Below are 16,320 nucleotides of genomic sequence, written 5' to 3'. Positions count from 1 at the left end.
CACCCACCACGCGACCTGCGCGTCTCTGCCTCCTCTGCATCGAGGTGCACCACGCCCTTGCACCCACACCATCCCAACACCAAACCCTCTCGATCCTCTGCGTCCTTTGCCCCTCTGCCCCTTTGCGGTTAACCGGAAGCGGCCTTGGGGTGTTGCAACGTCTTTCGCGGGTGGAGAAATGTTGCTGGTCAGGCGAGACGCCTAACGACCGCTGTCAGGCGAGACGCCTAACCTCCGACTGAATGAACTCCGTTGCTGCTTGGCTGCTTTGCGTTAAACCTTTCCCTGCTCCACCTCCCCACTGCCATGCCCACATCCACCCCCACGCCACCCGAAGTTCTCGCCCTGTTGCGCTGCCCTACGACGAAGCAGCCGCTGCGCGCGGCCACGACTGAGGAGAAGCGGGCCCACGGCATCCCGGAGCAGGAGGACGCACTGGCTTCGCAGGATGGCACGTGCCTCTACCGCGCGCCGGAGGGGCTGCCGAGGTTGCTATCCGCGAAGGACGTGACGGCTGAGGACGAGGGGTAGAAGATGCTCGCCCCGCGGCGCAGCAGCTCATTGCGCATGCTGGCCTCATAGAGCTCGTTCTTCGTGCCGCGGCTGGACATCATGAGATGATAGGCGCTGATACACTCAAAGCTCGCATTCAGCGCGCCGAGCATCGGCAGGTACTCATCCACATCCTTCGTGAAATGCTCCACCATGCCCCACGGCGGGAAGAGGTGGGACTCCTCCATGCGGCGCAGCACATCATACACATCCGCGGGCTTGTCCCCGGTGCAGCCGGACATCAGCACGTAGTGTGGATGAATAATCGTCATGCCCGGCAGGTCCACACCGGCGACCAGGTAGCCCATGCCGTGGCGCGCCTCACCGGCGGAGAGCCCGTAGAAGCCACGCTGCGCCGCCTCGCTCTCCGGCCAGTGCTTGGGGAAATATTCCTTCTGCCGCTCCAGCAGCGTCTTGCGTGAGGCGGGCCAGTTCTGCTTCGTAATCGCATCCGGCGTGGGATCATTGAAGTCCGGATAAAACAGGCTCTGTACCTCGGCGATGAAGCCGGTGCCATCATACACACGACCCGTGGAGGCCATTCGGAAGGGCGGCGGCTTCGAGGTCATGGCTCCCATGGCCAGCACCAGCGCGGTCTCACCACCCCAGTCGCGCCACACCGCGCGCAGCGGCGTCACCTTGTCCTCACGCAGGCCGTGGCGGATGTAGCCCTCGGAGTCGAGCATGATGTCATCCACCCCGATGGCGCGCACGGCAGCGATGACACGTTCCTTCAGTTCCTGGTGCTCCAGAATCTCCGCCGCGAGCAGCATGGCGTGGTAGTAGATCGCCGTGTCCACCGTGCTGTACTCCGTGCCCGGCAGGATGTGGTAGCGCCCGTCCTGACCCCGCTTCACAAAGTGCGGCAGCAGACCGCGGGCATTATCCAGGTGCGAGATATTGTCATCGATGCGTTCTGCGAGATCGATGGCGAACTGGTCGGCCACGATGCCGCGCTTCGCCGCGAGCGCCGTGCCCAGGGCAAAGAGGCCGCATGTCGGCACGTTGTCGAAGTAGCCATCGCGAATGTGCGCGCGGTCCCTCACATACGCCGTGCGCATGCTGAAGCAGCGTGCCAGCTTCGCATAGCTCGCGAGGAACACATATTCATCGAACGGAATCGCCGGCGCTTCCAGCTGCAGCGCCACGGAGTCCAGCAGCAAGTCGGCTCCACCCTCGGCCACCCAGTTCAAAAATTTCGCATGGCCAATCGCCCGCGCATCCAGCGGCTCCACAAAGGTGCGCATGTCCGGCGAGTCCACGTTGAAGACCTTTTCCCACAGCATCTTCTGGTCCGCGGATTTGATTTCCAGCTTGAAGGTGCCCTTGCCCTTCGCGCGAATCTCCAGGCCCACCACCTTCGGCTGGAACTTCGCCGCGACGTACGGCGGGTAGCACGCCAGGAAGTCCAGCACGTAGTCCTCATCACTGCCCAGGCCGGCGAGGCTGTGCCACATGCCGCCCCACTTGTCCGGCGGCATGGCGATGCTCACCATCCCCTTCTCCCAGCCGATGCCTTCCTGCCCCGTGCCAATGAAGCCGAAGTCCGTGCCCAGGTTCGTGTAGGCCACGAAGGGGTTCACCTTCTGCTCAATGCTCTGCCGCCCACCCGCCTGCGGGTCGAAGACGGTGAAATACTCATGCACCGGCTGGCGCACACGACGCGGCTCTGCCTTGGGTCCCATGACGAGGGTGGCGGACTCCAGCACGAACTCCTCATCCTTCGCGGGAGTGGCGGGTGCGGGAGCAGCAGGGGCCGGAGTGGGCGCGGCTGCTGGCGCGGACGCAGGGGCTGGAGCCGATGAAGGAGAAGGTGCCGCCGCAACCGCAGGCGCGGAAGCTGGGGCAGCGGCGGGGACCGGCGTCGAAGCCACCTCGACAGCCGGAGCCGGGGCAGTCGCCGCCGAGGGCGAGGCCGCCAGAATCACCGCTGGAGCAGGTCCAACATTGGGCGCAGGGGGGGCCGGATCCTGGGCAGACACGCTGCGGATACCGCCAGCCACCATCGCAAAACTCGCGAAGAAGACCCCGTGCCGCACTTGCGACACCTTGAGAGTCAGGAGTTTGGCGATGCCCTTCATGAAGAATACCTGCATGAATTGTAAATATTTTAACAAAGTGAAATGATCAGTACAATCAAAATACGCTGCTGCTTCCGCAATCTGTGCCTTGTGGTACTCTTTTTAAGCTGGTACCAAACCCAGCTTTTGTGACCCCGATGAGCGCAGAATCTGTACCCTCCCCTACCCCGACTACGTACGGGACGAATCTTTGGCCGCGCATTTGGAAGTTCATCAAAATCAGTCCACTCACTGCCCTGGCCGTCTACACGCTGGTTTCACTTCAGTTGGAGGAGAACTACCCCATCTCCAACTATCCCATGTACTCCAATCCAAGCCCGGAACGCCCGTATTATATGATTACGGACGGCGAGGGCAAGCCCCTGGCAATCCAAACTCTCACCGGCGTGACCTGCCCGAAGATTGGGAAGATTTACCGCACCAAGTCTGAAAAGCTCGCGAAGCAGCTCGACCTGAAGGCCGTGGACCTGAAGCCCGAGCACCAGCAGACCATCGCCACCGAGATGTTCGCCTACCTCCGCGACGAGGCGAAGCAAAAAGGCCAGACCGCCGCCCTCCCCGCGAAGCTGCGTCTGGTGAAGAACTACATCAGCTACGAGAACGGCAAGGTCATCGAGACCCCCACCCTCATCGGCCAGGAGTAGCTCCTCCCCTCAGGGTCCTGCTCCTGCTCCTGCTCTTGCTCCCTGCCTCCCCTTTTCCCTTATCACTTTTTACTTTTCACTTCGCTCCTCCCCATGTGGCGCAAGCTCTTCTCCGGCCTCTTCTCCGGCTTCTACCAGCTCCCCAAGGTCTCCCCTGTGGAGGGGTTCCTGCTGCGGCTGTTCTTTGCCGCCTTCCTCATCTTCACCTTCCGCGCGCAGGTCACCTACACCGCCGAGCCGCATCCGAAGGGATTGCTGACCATCCTGCATTGGTTCGGTGAGGGTCCCTTCCTCACGTGGCTGGCCAATCCGGACACGTGGGCTCTGTACAAGGGCATCTTCATCGCACTGCTCGCCGTCTATGTGGCCGGCTATGCGCTCGTGGTGGTCACGCCCGCGCTGGCCGTCATGCACCTGCTGCCCTTCACCTTGTATGCCTCGCAGGGCTTCAATCACCACGGCAATCAGATCGTCACGTGCACGCTTATCGTGCAGGCCTTCTGCGTGATCTGGTACAGCATCCGGCACAAGCTGGTCGTCACGCCGCCCACGCCGCGCCTGAGCGCGTGGATGCTCCTGCAGTCGCAGGTGATCCTGTGCGGCATGTACTTCATCTCCGTCTTCACGAAGCTGGACAAGAGCAATGGCATGTGGCTCTCCAACTCCAAGTACGTGGCCATGGACATGCTGAAGACGCAGCGCCAGAGCTACCTGAATGAGCTCGACCCCATCTTCGCGGGGAATCCCCCCGAGGCCATCTGGATGCTGGACCATCCCACGCTCGCCACGCTCTTCTTCGGCAGCGGTCTCTTCCTCGAGTTCTTCTGCATCTTCGCCATTGGAAATCGCTGGCTCGGCTTCCTCATCGGCGTGTCTCTCATTGCCATGCACCGCTCCATTGATCGTCTCATGGGGGGCGTTGCATTCCTGAACAATGAGCTGCTGGCCTTCATCTTCCTGGTGAACATCCCCTTCCTCATCGCCTGTGTGGTGAACTGGCTGCCCAAGCTCCGCGCTCGCCACCTCGCCGTCGCCGGTGGCGTGGCCGGCATCGCCCTGAGCTTCTGGGTGCAGCCGCAGCACGTGCGCACCGACTTCACCCAAGGCGGCGCCGTGAGCGCGCTCCACGGCCTCGGCAATTACCTGCTGAAGCTCATCAACAACATGGACACGTGGAACAGCTTCGACCCCGAGCAGTGGCGCAAGACGATTACCTTCGTCACCCCCGCCATCCTCACCAGCCTCGCCTGCGCCGTGCTCGGCGCCGTGGTAGGAAGTGTCATCGGCAAAGGCAGCGGTAAGACCAGGACCGAAGAAGACACCGCCTCCGCCGCACGCACCGCATGAGGTGACGCGAGTTGAAACGCAAAGCAACGAAGCAGCAAAGAAGCTCGGAGGTTAGGCGTCTCGCCTGACAGTGGATGTTAGGCCTCCGGCCTGACCAACAACCGCGCACGCTCTCACCCTCTACACGCCACTCCCACCCCAAGGCCACTTCCGGTTAATCGCAAAGGGGCAGAGAGGCAAAGGACTCAGAGGAGCAAGAGGGTTCGGCGCGACGGTCACGCCACACCAATCACCGTGGCACCTCTCGACGCAAAGGCGGCAGAGACGCGCAGCTGTGGGCGATATCACCTGCATGAATGTTGTCGCAAAGCAGCCAGGCAACGAAGCAGCCAAAGCAGCAGAGATCCCAACGGAGGTTAGGCCTTCCGGCCTGGCAGTGGGCGTTGGGTCTTCTGACCCGACAGCAGATGGCAAAAAAACAAAAAGAACCTCTTGATACCCGGGCACTGGACGACCTCCCGCATTCCTGCAAGAACTACTCATCAAACGAAGTGGGCGCCAGCATTGCTCGCTGAGTCGTGCCAGAGCCCCCAACCTCCATTTGAATTTCATAGCTGCTTCGCTGCCTTGCGACAAAAACCCATGCAGCCCAAATCCACCCACCACGATCCCTGCGCGTCTCTGCCCCCCTCTGCATCGAGGTGTGCCACGCCCCTTTACACACACACCACCGACCAACCAACCCCTCCCCATCCTCTGCGTCCTTTGCCCCTCTGCGTCTTTGCGGTTAACCGGAAGCGGCCTTGTTACGTGATTCGCAGCTACAGCCAAGGAAGCAGTCGCTGTTGCTGGTCAGGCGGGACGCCTAACATCCACTGTCAGGCGAGACGCCTAACCTCCTTGGAACTCTTTTGCTGCTTGGCTGCTTTGCGATGAAACCACAGCATCACAAAAAAGAGCGGTCCCGCTTTTGCAAACAGGACCGCCCTCACGGCACACGGACTCGACTCCATGCACCAACTCGACTTGATTTGACTCTACTCTACTTAACTCAGTTCAACCTCCCGGGTTGCTGGGTTCAGTTAGTTTGGTATTGGAACTACAATTCAGTTTGATTCAGTTAGTTCAGTTCTTGCTTAGCTTGGTCTTGGTCCTATCGCGTCTTATCTTGTCCTATTCTTATCTGGCCTTGACTACACATCACGGCACATTTGTTCCGCCATCACACCATCACTCCGCTTCCCTCAATACATCGTCGCTTTTCCGGTCACCGGTTGCAGCATCACGGAGCGGTAGTTCGGCGGAGGTTGGTTCCCGCTTTTCATCTCATTCTCCTTCACCAGGGTGAAGACGGCATCCGGCGTGCGGGGCAGGTCGGTGGAGCCATTTGGCAGGAAGTGGAAGGAACGGTAGGAGCGCTTCTCGCCCTTGATTTCCGGGTCGGACTCTCCGGCCGGGGTCGGTTCCTTTTCACAGAGCGAAGTATAGTTCTTCAAGTTCAGCAGGATGATGTCATCCTCAAAGAAGCGCACCTCGCTGAGGAACTTGTAAATGGGTTGCCGCGTGTTGGGATCAAATCCCGTGAGCCGCGCCAGCTGCACCGCGCGCATGGCTTCGGAGGAGGTATCGCCGAATTCATTCGGCAACAGGTAAAACCTCACCTGCACGGGAAAGTTATCCTTCTGCGCCAGCAGTGCCACTTCCGACAGTTGCCCCGAGAGCAGCCGTGCCTCCGTGGTGAGCTTCTGCGCCTTCCACGAATGCGCGACCCCCACGCTCAAGGTCATGAGGAGCAGCATGATGGACATCACCACCATGAGTTCAATCAGGGTGAAGGCTCTCGTGCTGCTTCGCTTGAGACGGCGCATCGTCACGCAGGATGGAGAAAGTGTGGGGGGTGTTTTCATCGGAGGCGTTCGGGTTATCAGTTGGGTTGCTGGGAACTTATGATCATGATCTCAGGTCAGGTCATATCGGCTCAGGTCTTCTCCCGTTCCGTGATCCACTTGGAGGCACGCAGGCTCACCGTGGTGGTGAAGATTTTGTAGTTCAGCTTCAGCGCCCGCAGTCGCTCCTCGATCTTGTCCACGTCGTACTGCTTGGCCTGCACGTTGTTCGGGTCCGGCGCGAAGTCGGTGGAGAGTTTCAAGAGACCATCAAAGACACCGCGCACCTTGTTGGCGGCACCCTCGACACCATGCACCTGCTCCAGCTTCTCATAGGAGCGCTCATCGGTGGCGATGACCGTCAGCTCCAGCATCGCCGGAAGCTGGTTGCGACTGGAGATGATGTCCTGCCCCGTGCCGCTGCGCCACTGGAAGAGGCGCGTGTCATATTCATAGCTCTGCTTCTTGCGCATGTCCGTGGTGCTCGCGCCCTTCGAGTCCGCGGTGGTCACGTAGACATAAGGGGTGATCACCACGCCCAGCACGTTCTCCGCGAGAGGCACCGAGTAGGACTCCGTGGTCTTGCTGGAGTCCTTGAAAGGTCCGCGGAACCACTTGTAGAGCTCCGTGGTGGTCTTCTTGCTATTGATGTCGAAATCTTTGGAGAACAGGATGGACTCATCCGGCGGCAGGCGGAATTCCATCAAGCGGAAACGCTTCCTCTCCGGATTGAGCGCCAGCCCGTGCGCGTCCTTCAGCACTTGCGGCCGGCGGTCCAGGTCACTGCCGTAGCTCACGTAGAAGCCCCAGCAATTCAACAGGTCATGCAGGTCGGCAATCTTGTCACCATGCTTGCTGGTGGGGTCCGTGTCTCCCAGCAATGCCTGGAAGAAGACGGCATGTCCGTTCCCGCCCGCCTTCGGCAGCAGGGTGGAGACTTTCTCGCTGACATAGTGCAGGTCACTCTGCCGGTCATAGTAGAGGGGCACACGGTCCTTCGCGTTCGGGTCCTGGTACACATAGCCCCAGTAGCCATTCAGCGTGGCCTGCGAAAGACGCCGGGACATGAGCTCGAATGCCTGGCGCGATTCCTTGAACTCCTCCGCCTGGGACTGCGAGCGGGTGACCACCGTCTGCACATTACTCACCGTCATGGTGAGCATGAGAATCAAGACGGAAAGAATGGTCACCGAAAGCAGCATCTCCACCATGGTGAAGCCCGCTGGTGCCGCTACCACCGCCGCACGAGTCGTCCTGGTGCTGCTGCGGGAGGCGCGATAACGCATGACTGACGGATAAGTATTCACAGCTTCGTCTGGTCAAAGTTTGCCACCCAGGCAGTGCGCTGGATGTAGAGTTTCGGGTCATTGAAGGCCTTGGAATCATTCACCCTGTCAGTAATCTTCACATCGAGACGCCGCACATGACGGGACGGCGTGGGATCGCCAGGGAGCTTCGGCCAATCCTTTTGCATGACCGCCTTCGCAGTGAAGGCATGGTCAAACACACCCGCCTTCGGCAGCACCGTGCCGCGCGAGTCGAAGTACAGCGTCTTGTCCGCCAGCGTCATCTCCGCACCGGACTTGCCCCAGCTCTTCATCTCATAGTCGGCGATGAAGGTCTGGATGATGCGTGCCTCTGCCTGCTTGGAGTAGCTCTTGCGAAGATCCTCCAGGCCAATGGGGAGCATGGCGACGATGGAGAGCACTGCTCCAGCCACAATGGCCAGCGCCAGCACCGTCTCCACCAGGGTGAACCCACGGCGCACAAGATGGCGGCGGTGCATGAGAGATGTTTGGGGGGTATTCATGGCACGAACTGGTTTCTCTGGATGATGCGGATGCGGTAAAACGTATCCCACGAGATGTTGAAGGTGCCGCTGCCGATCTGGGCTGGCCCCATCTCCTTGTCGTTGGGGTCGAGATAGCGCTCCAGGGTGGTGGATCCGCGGAACTCGGAAAGCACGGTATCCTTCCCTTCCTCCCACGTATCCGGCGCATTGGAGCGCGCCTTCTTCAGTGTCTGTACACGGTAATGCACCGTGTAGGTATTCGACTGCGTGGTCAGCCGCGGATAGATATGGTTGTACGGCATCTCGCGCGAGTTATCCCCGGTCAGTTCCATGGCATCCACACGGGTGAGGTCGGTGAGACTGCCATTCCACCACTCCATCATGTCCTTGTACTCCGTGGGGGGCTCCTTCGCAGTGCCGTAGCTCTTGCCCTGCAGGCGCTTCGGCACGAGGAAGATTTCACAAATCTCGCTCGCACTGCGATAGATGTCCCATTTGTTGAAGCGCTCACGTATGCCGGACATGGTCGCATCCGCATTCACGGCATAGCGCAGCTCATTCTTGTGCGTGGTACCGGCATCGCTCTGCTTGTAGACGTCCGCACCCGTCTTCACATACGGGCGGCCGGAGCCACCGCTCGAGGTATCCACTGCCGTGCCAGGGCCACCGGCAGAGTCCGGAGTGATGGCGGTCACACGCGCAGACTTCAGCACCGCCCGCACACCGGTGGAGCGCTCGATATTCGTGAAGGGCACAATCTGCGTATTCAGGTTGATCTTGCCTGCCGTGGAGAGCGGCTCGCTGATGGCATAAGGCTCCGTGATGGGCATCCAGAAGAGATCCAGCAGCAGGTGATCACGCGGCGCGCCGAAGCCCGGGTGATCCTTCGCATCGGGTTCCTCCAGCGCCTTGGAGCTGCGCGAGGGCGGGTTCGGACAGAAGAGCAGCGTCTGCCACGGCCTCACCGAGCCCGCAGTGGTCACGCTCTTGATATCCAGGCCCGTGGGCAGCGAACCAAACTGCACCGCCGAGGCAATCTGGCGGTTCGGCGAATACGTCGCGCCCGTTTCCTTGTCAAAGAAGTGGCGGCTCAGGTACGTGTCTCCATTCGTGCTGGAGTTTCCTTCATCAGGCTTCCGCACATAGGGACCATCCGCGATGATGCCCACGCCATTATCCCAGTCACCGGGACGCAAGTCAGTGCCGGAGCCGGAGGCCACATTCAAGAAGGCGCCATCCAGCCCGCGCGGTACTGCCGGAGGACAACCGCGCGCATAGATGAATCCCTTCACCAGAGTGCCCGCAGTATTGTGATTCGACTGGCGTCCGCTCTGCTCGCCCCAGTTCTGCAGGGTGGGCAGCGCACCACTATACGGGCCAAACTGTCCATTGCTCGCCGTGAAGTCCGTGCGGAGGAACTGCCTTCTCTCCACCGAGGTGGTCGCATACTCCGGGTGCACGGTGAACCATTCCTTCGGCACTTCCGACATCAGCGCATACAGGCGCAGGTCGCCTTTCGGGGCGGCATTCACATCCGCCTCCACGGAGCGCACCGTGTCACCGTCCACAATGAGCTTGGCCTCATAGCGCGTGGCGTCCTTGAGGAAGCGCGAAGCCACCGTCTGGTAGGTGGCGTTCATGCGCGGCACCTTGAGCTTCACATCCGGCAGGCTCATGCGGATGGTCTGTATCACTTCGGTGGCAGGCAGCTTCCAGCCCGGCAGCGTCTGAATGGTGAAGTCGCCACCCTTGAACTGGAACTCGGTGGCTCCGGCTGGGATTTCCATAGGAGGTGTGACAAATGGATACACCGCGATATCGCCACCGACGCCAGGCGCGGGCACCTTTGCTTTGTCGCCATTCGCGAGTTGGTTGCCCAGGCCGGTGAAGGGCGTATTGCCGCAGGCCAGCATGCCAAAGGCCCCCTCCGTGGTGGAGCACACGTTATCCATCTGACCTGAAAAGCCCATCGGCTTGGGTGTCTCCGTTCCGAAGCCAACCTTGAAGTTGTTCATGCCGGTGATGCGGTAGACGATATTCGGAGTCATGCTCGGCGGTCCGCTCGAAGGCACAAAAGTCTCCAGGAGGATGTAGGCCTGTACCATCTCCTTCGCCCCCTCCTTCACACGGGCGAATACGATCACCGCCTCTGTCACCGTCGGCCAGCGGCCAAAGCCACGCCCGAAGATCATACTGTTATTCTTAAACAACAGAGGCACCGCGGAGGACTGGCCCTTGTTTCCATTGATGCGGTCCGGCAGGTACGTGTAGGTGGGCCAGCCATCATTGGAAATGGAACTGTAGCTGTTCACACCCCAGCGCAGCAGGTCAAAGGCCTCCGCGCCAATCTGGTCGCGCTTTGAACCGCCATACTTCGTGGCCAGCGTCTTGTTGCCGAAGCCCGGCACAAAATAGCCGCCTTCACCAGCGAGGTATCTGAAATAAGATTCGAACATGGCGTTATTCCGCTTCGTGCCGGGATAGTCTGCCTGCAGGCTCTGTGAGGAGCCGGGGTCTCCTTCCTTCCAGTTCTTCTCGCGCATCCAGTACCACTGCCGGTCACCGGCACCCGTGGTCTCACTCAGGAAGGCCAGCAGCTTGTCCTTGGGATTGCGATCCTTCACGTCTCCCGATTGGGGCCAGAGGCTGATGCGCGGCTTGCCGAAGAGGTTCATCTCCGGTGCACGGCTGTGCGCCGTGAGGAAGAAGCGGCCCAGGTCGAGTGCATTTCCGGTGAGCGCGGAGTTTGTCAGGTCGCGGTTCGGATCAAAGAACATCTCATCCACGCTCGCATAGAGACGCTCGTTCTTGGGTGCCAGTCCTTCTTTGCCCGTGCCGGGGGTTTGCGTGCCCGCCTTGCTGCCTCCCCACGGCGTGCGCGGAGAGAGCTTATGCAGACGCTCGAATACCATCGCGTCCGGCTTCAGCGTGGGGTCCACAAAGTAGTCCATGCTGAATGCCTGGAACACCGTGCTCAGACTGGTGGTCGCCGGATGGCCCGGATACCTGCTGTACTCACCCTGTGCCGGCATCTTCGACGCATAGTCCTTTTCCGTCTGGCTGGTGGCGACGGGTACATCCCAATGCGATCCCTCAGCTGCCGTATTGATATTGATCTTCGCCGTGTCGTCATCCGTCCAGAAAGCAATGCGGCCCACGATGGGATTCTCCGCGGTCGGCACGGCCGCGCCATCGGCCGCCGTGAAGTTCGCCTTGGTAGAGTCCGCAGTGCTGGGCGTGGCCATCGATCCATCCTTCAGCACATACATCCAGCGCACCGGCATCGGCAGGCGTGCGGCAAGATCATCGCGACTCCCCGGCATCAGCGTGCCGGCGACTGAGGCCGCCTTGGGATATTTCACTCCAGGACCAGATACAAACTCAAAGCCATCCACAGCACGGTAGCTGGTGCCACCGATCGCAGCGCGCGGATCCACGATGGGAAACTTCATGGTGGGCGTGGCGCCCGGCACAGCCACGGGTTCATTCAAGTCCACAAACATCCCCGGCTTCTTGTCCCAGCTGCTGAGATCACCTGTGTCCTCCTGCATGGCAGCCGTCACTTCTGCGGCACCAAGACCATTGGAGGAAGCCGTAGCGCCCGCCCTGGACACCACCATGCGATCATCCGAATAGAGCTTGTACAGCGCCACCGGCTTGCTGCGCACACCGCTGTCATCAGGCTCCACACCGTATTGCCGGATCATGCCCGGCTGCGAAGCCCAAGTCTTGAAGAACTTGGATCCGTCGCGCGGTGCGTTATTTTCCGTTGCCTTGCGCATCTGCGAGATGACAAGACTCACGGGCATGCTGGACAGGTTCCTTACCTCGACACTTTCTGCGAATATACCTGCGCCTGTTCTCTCCGTACGAACCATCGCGAGGAACGCGATGATCAGCGCGACGAGCAGCGACAACATTCCCAGAACAATGACGAGTGCAGAACCCCTTTGACTTGGGGGGAGGGTTCTCATGGGGGGATTTGGGGGATGTCAGGAAGCCGGCTGGTCAGCCGTTGGATATACAATGATGGTACTTGGTATTTCTGGATATAGACAGATGAACTGTCCCCGGGACTCAATTCTCCTTAAAATATACGCCGGCCCTTTTGCTGGTGGCTGTGTGGGTAGCGTATCGATGGTGGCATCGTGCACGGAGGATATTTTTCGCTCCGTGATAACGATGACGTGCACCTAGTCACTCGTGCCACGCGTGCCTGAGCGGCACGCCCACATGCAGGGAAAAGTGGAGTTTTTGTTTGGCTTCACTGAAGTTGGGGGGTGGGGGTTTTCGATATGGACTGCGCCAAATCTGACCAAAGCCTACCGGAAAGTGCCCTTTAGGGTCTTGATCCCACCCGACGCTTTTTTTAAACTTTCCGACACATTAGTTTTCTCCATCCATCTTCCGTCCCTGCGCTTCCATCAGATAACGCTGGCGGTATTTGAGTGGTGAAGTGCCGATGGCACGACGGAATTGCGTGGCAAATGCACTCTGCTCGCTGAAGCCGCACTCAAGCGCCACATCCACAATCGGCTTCGCCGAGTGCGCGAGCGACTCACACGCGAGCTTCATGCGGTTCTGCGTGATGAACTCCTTCGGCGTCATGCCGAGTATCTCGCGGAAGCGGCGCTCCAGTTGCCGCTCGGACATGGCCGCCTTGCGCGCCAGGTCCTCCACTGTGTAGTTGCCTGCGGGATTGTTCTTGATGTATTCCACCACATCATCCAGCCGCGTGCCTTCCAGGAGTTTCCTCCTGCCGCCCTCATAGAGCTGCACGGTACCCATCACGCCGATGACCCTGCCTTCGCTGTCGTGCACGGGAAACTTGTTGGTCACATACCACTCCACCGCCTTGTTCCCGGGATTCACGAGGAGCTCCACGATATTGAGCATGGGAGAATCCGACTCGATGACCATGCGATCATCCTCACGAATGCGGTCTGCAATGTGCGGCGGATACAAGTCGTGATCCGTGCGTCCCAGATTCTGCTCCTCCGTGCCATGATCAAACCTGCGCCTCGGCCCCTCTCCCAACGCGACGAATCTTCCACTCAGGTCCTTCATGAAGAAGGTCACGCCATCGAGATGGTCCATCAGGGCACGCAGCTCCTGTCCCGTTCCCATCTGGCGAAAGAAATCCTGCTGATGCTGCCGTGCTGCCGCACGATCCTCAATGCCCGGCTGGTGCTCCAGCGTGGCCATCTTGTCGGCGTTCGACATCATCATGCTCATGGCTTTCTCCTTCTTATATAAGCTTATCGAAACTCGATGATTATTCGCAAGATGTAAGCGATCCGCGGGAATATTTGCGATCGATTTCGCGCAAAACGCCTGTGCTGAAATCACGGCTTTGAGACAACGTGCGCGTCACAGGGATGAGCATTTCTCTGACGTGGCGGAACCCTTTCCCTGATGGCATGCGGTTCGTCGCTCCGGTATGACTTGGCCTCCGTGACTACCCATCTGCAATCCAGCCGCCGGGGCAGGGATGCCGATGCACAGTCGAAGCAATGCCGCGAACCACTCCCTCCAAGGCAAACGTCCTTCTACTAAGGAGGCGGTAGGGATGCGCTCCTGCGCGTCCGAAAATAGTGGGCGGAGGCGGTGCGAAGCTGCGACTCCAAACGGCCTCACCTGTGGCATCTCGCTCCACCTCCGCCCGCTATCTACGGACGCGCAGGAGCGCATCCCTACCGTCCCCTTTGTGTGGAGAGACGCTAACATTCTGAGCGAATGGTGCCTCAAGGGCTCCAGTGGGGATTCGTTTCGACGGCCTTGGTGACGCCGCGGCTCCCCACCAGTTCATTGGCTCGCGACCTGGTAGTTCACACCCCAACAAAAAAGCGCCGGACTTCCGCCCAGCGCTTCTTCTGTATTTGGAATCTTGCCGGAAAGGTCATCTGCCCTTCCGCTGCTCTGCTTAGTTCTGCGGGGCAGGTGCGGGAGCAGGGGCCGGAGGTGCTGGCGTAGGAGCCGGGGCGGCTTCAGGGGCAGGAGCCGGAGCCGGAGGAGCCGGAGTCGGGCTCACGGATTCCTTCAACTTGGCAGCGGCTTCTTCAGCCTTCTTCTTGGCTTCGTCAGCCAGATCCGCGGCAGCTTTCTTCGCTTCGGCGGCGGCCTTCTCAGCTTCCACCTTGGCGGCGTCCACGGCCTTGCCAGCCGCGTCCTTGACCTCTTCCAGCTTCTTCGCCGCTGCATCCTTGGTGGCGGCCCCGGCTTCCTTCGTGGCTTCCACAGCCTTGTCGACAGCCTTCTTCGCTTCATCCGAAGCCTTGGCGGATTCTTTCTTCAGCGTTTCCCCGGCCTTTTCAGCCTGGGGCTTTTGTTGTTCGCACGCAGTCATGCCGGCGGCTAGCAATGCGATGATGGCAAAATGGTGAAGTTTCATAGGCTCTCAGTTTGTCAGCCCCTCTTGCACAAAGCAATACACATCTCCTTCAAGTTTTGCTAATCATTAGCCCAACCTTGCGATCTGCCCCATTTGAGGCATGGTAGCCGGATGCTCCCGTGGCTCCAGCCTGATCGTTTCCCTCTGTACCTCGCCCCCATGGCGGGAGTCACGGATACGGTCTTCCGTGGTCTATGCAAAGAACTCGGTGCGGATGTCACGGTCACCGAGTTCGTTTCCGCTGAAGGCATCATGCAGGCGGACGAGCGCACGCGGAAGTATGTGGACTTCGATGAACCGCAGCGCCCGCTCGGCGTGCAACTCTTCGGCGCGGACGGCAAGCGCATGGGCGAAGCCGCCCGCAAGATCGCCGACTGGAAACGCCCTGATTTCATCGATATCAATTTCGGCTGCCCGGTGAACAAGGTCGTCGCGAAGAACGGCGGCTCATCGCTGCTGAAAGACTGCCCGCTCCTCACCAGTGTGGCCACCGAGCTGGTGAAAGCCTCCCCCGTGCCCGTGACCGCGAAGATGCGCATCGGCTGGGATTCGGAGAACATCAACGCGCTTGATGTCTGCCGCCGTCTGGAAGATGCCGGCATCCAGGCCATCGCCATCCACGGTCGCACCCGTGCCCAGGGTTACACTGGTTTGGCTAACTGGGACGTCATCGGGATGTGCGCGGAAGCAGTGAAGATTCCCGTCATTGGCAATGGCGACATCTCCAGCGGATATGATGTAGAAAGGCACCGCCGCCAGACCAAGGTCAGTGGCGTCATGATTGGCCGCGCCGCCATGGGAAATCCCTGGATCTTCCGCGAGGCGAAGCATTATCTGGAAACAGGCGAGCACCTGCACCCTGTCACCATGGAGCAGCGATTTGAGTTCATGCTGCGCCACACGCGCCTCGCGCTCGTGAGCAATCGCCACAAGGATGAAATCAGCGCCATGCGCTCCATGCGCAACCGCCTGATGACCTACACCGCCGGTCTGCCTGGTGGGAAGCACCTGCGCGCCAAGTTCTGCCACGTGAGTAGCATCACCGAACTGGAAGACATCGCCGCCGCACATCTCGCCGCCAACTCGCGCGACACGCATCCTGCAGACTCCCCTGCCCCTGCCGGCGCCACCGAAGAAGACGACGTCCTCGTGGCAGCGTAAGCTTGCTCTGTTCGTCGTCCTGCTTCTCCTGCTCGTCCTCGAATCAGGAGGCAGCCAGCCTTTGGGAAAGTCTCGTCCCGCTGCGCGTATGTGCATCAGGACAACCTAGAGACGAAAAAAAGAAACGTCTCGTGATCTGAACGACCCTCGCGGTGAGGATACGACGTGGGAGCGTGCCACCTTGCGCGCAGCGCCTTGGAGTGCGTGTGCGAAGCACCGCCTTGGGAGGCAACGTCGCGAGGTGGATGACGCAGGATCTATCCATGACTACAAACGAAGACTGCGGATCGATGCGTGTTTGTGATTCGAAACAACCCAGCGTGAATGTGCCTGTGTGAGGCTCCGCACCTCGAAGCTTCCCACCAAAGCGGTGCTTCGCACACGCACTCCAAGGCGCTTCGCGCAAGGTGGCATCCGTACACGAAAGCTCCTGGGGGAGTCGCGTCGGACACATCACGAGACGTGCCGATAGCGTCCTTCAGTTCTTGTCTGACGCACACGTACTCTGCGACAACAAAGCAGCAGA

The 16,320-nt window shown here is 60.1% G+C and carries 11 protein-coding genes; 4 read left to right on the top strand and 7 right to left on the bottom strand.

The genetic code is table 11. The annotated features are described in order from the left end of the window. Positions 1 to 306 precede the first annotated feature (306 nt). The gene (locus G5S37_RS10155) at positions 307 to 531 is read left to right on the top strand and encodes a hypothetical protein (protein ID WP_165203353.1); all 225 of its coding nucleotides are present in this window, start codon (positions 307 to 309) and stop codon (positions 529 to 531) included. Here G5S37_RS10155 and G5S37_RS10150 read toward each other — a convergent pair. After that, a complete protein-coding gene (locus G5S37_RS10150; protein ID WP_165199468.1) occupies positions 462 to 2,648 on the bottom strand; it encodes a hypothetical protein in 2,187 nt (728 codons plus the stop codon). The genes G5S37_RS10155 and G5S37_RS10150 overlap by 70 nt on opposite strands. Positions 2,649 to 2,770: 122 nt before the next feature. Between G5S37_RS10150 and G5S37_RS10145 the strand changes: the two genes are divergently transcribed. Together G5S37_RS10145 and G5S37_RS10140 are read left to right on the top strand one after the other, a co-directional pair. Then, positions 2,771 to 3,277, top strand: coding sequence for a hypothetical protein (locus G5S37_RS10145; RefSeq protein WP_165203351.1), 507 nt, complete (start codon positions 2,771 to 2,773; stop codon positions 3,275 to 3,277). A 93-nt stretch (positions 3,278 to 3,370) separates the two neighbouring features. Next, the gene (locus G5S37_RS10140; RefSeq protein ID WP_165203349.1) at positions 3,371 to 4,624 is read left to right on the top strand and encodes a hypothetical protein; all 1,254 of its coding nucleotides are present in this window, start codon (positions 3,371 to 3,373) and stop codon (positions 4,622 to 4,624) included. A 1,184-nt stretch (positions 4,625 to 5,808) separates the two neighbouring features. Here the strand turns inward: G5S37_RS10140 and vccD are convergent. From vccD to G5S37_RS10110, 6 genes are all read right to left on the bottom strand, one after another. Further along, on the bottom strand, positions 5,809 to 6,471 hold the full coding sequence (gene vccD, locus G5S37_RS10135) for a Verru_Chthon cassette protein D (RefSeq protein ID WP_165203347.1): 663 nt from the start codon (positions 6,469 to 6,471) through the stop codon (positions 5,809 to 5,811). Between the two features lie 71 nt (positions 6,472 to 6,542). Further along, positions 6,543 to 7,736, bottom strand: a complete 1,194-nt coding sequence (vccC, locus tag G5S37_RS10130) for a Verru_Chthon cassette protein C (RefSeq protein ID WP_165203345.1) — start codon at positions 7,734 to 7,736, stop codon at positions 6,543 to 6,545. Between the two features lie 17 nt (positions 7,737 to 7,753). Then, positions 7,754 to 8,260 (bottom strand): Verru_Chthon cassette protein B, encoded by a 507-nt coding sequence (vccB, locus tag G5S37_RS10125; protein ID WP_165203343.1) that lies wholly within the window; start codon positions 8,258 to 8,260, stop codon positions 7,754 to 7,756. Then, a complete protein-coding gene (gene vccA / locus G5S37_RS10120; RefSeq protein WP_165203341.1) occupies positions 8,257 to 12,216 on the bottom strand; it encodes a Verru_Chthon cassette protein A in 3,960 nt (1,319 codons plus the stop codon). Before vccA ends, vccB begins: the two co-directional genes overlap by 4 nt. 412 nt (positions 12,217 to 12,628) lie before the next feature. Beyond that, entirely contained in the window at positions 12,629 to 13,471 is an 843-nt protein-coding gene (locus G5S37_RS10115) for an AraC family transcriptional regulator (protein WP_165203339.1), read from the bottom strand. A 694-nt stretch (positions 13,472 to 14,165) separates the two neighbouring features. Continuing rightward, positions 14,166 to 14,633 (bottom strand): histone, encoded by a 468-nt coding sequence (locus G5S37_RS10110; RefSeq protein WP_165203337.1) that lies wholly within the window; start codon positions 14,631 to 14,633, stop codon positions 14,166 to 14,168. A gap of 111 nt (positions 14,634 to 14,744) precedes the next feature. On the opposite strand from G5S37_RS10110, the gene dusB reads away from it, so the two are divergent. Continuing rightward, positions 14,745 to 15,794 (top strand): tRNA dihydrouridine synthase DusB, encoded by a 1,050-nt coding sequence (gene dusB / locus G5S37_RS10105; protein ID WP_165203335.1) that lies wholly within the window; start codon positions 14,745 to 14,747, stop codon positions 15,792 to 15,794. The last annotated feature ends 526 nt before the right edge of the window (positions 15,795 to 16,320 follow it).

This window comes from Roseimicrobium sp. ORNL1, from assembly GCF_011044495.1.
Lineage (GTDB): Bacteria > Verrucomicrobiota > Verrucomicrobiia > Verrucomicrobiales > Verrucomicrobiaceae > Roseimicrobium.
This window is presented reverse-complemented; position numbering and strand designations above follow the sequence as displayed.

Bases quoted from the DNA above. Each gene is read 5' to 3' on its own strand.
- vccC (WP_165203345.1), bottom strand. From the start codon at position 7,736: ATGCGTTATCGCGCCTCCCGCAGCAGCACCAGGACGACTCGTGCGGCG.
- G5S37_RS10115 (WP_165203339.1), bottom strand. From the start codon at position 13,471: ATGATGATGTCGAACGCCGACAAGATGGCCACGCTGGAGCACCAGCCG.
- G5S37_RS10110 (WP_165203337.1), bottom strand. From the start codon at position 14,633: ATGAAACTTCACCATTTTGCCATCATCGCATTGCTAGCCGCCGGCATG.
- vccD (WP_165203347.1), bottom strand. From the start codon at position 6,471: ATGAAAACACCCCCCACACTTTCTCCATCCTGCGTGACGATGCGCCGT.
- dusB (WP_165203335.1), top strand. From the start codon at position 14,745: ATGCTCCCGTGGCTCCAGCCTGATCGTTTCCCTCTGTACCTCGCCCCC.
- G5S37_RS10155 (WP_165203353.1), top strand. From the start codon at position 307: ATGCCCACATCCACCCCCACGCCACCCGAAGTTCTCGCCCTGTTGCGC.
- G5S37_RS10140 (WP_165203349.1), top strand. From the start codon at position 3,371: ATGTGGCGCAAGCTCTTCTCCGGCCTCTTCTCCGGCTTCTACCAGCTC.
- G5S37_RS10150 (WP_165199468.1), bottom strand. From the start codon at position 2,648: ATGCAGGTATTCTTCATGAAGGGCATCGCCAAACTCCTGACTCTCAAG.
- vccA (WP_165203341.1), bottom strand. From the start codon at position 12,216: ATGAGAACCCTCCCCCCAAGTCAAAGGGGTTCTGCACTCGTCATTGTT.
- G5S37_RS10145 (WP_165203351.1), top strand. From the start codon at position 2,771: ATGAGCGCAGAATCTGTACCCTCCCCTACCCCGACTACGTACGGGACG.
- vccB (WP_165203343.1), bottom strand. From the start codon at position 8,260: ATGAATACCCCCCAAACATCTCTCATGCACCGCCGCCATCTTGTGCGC.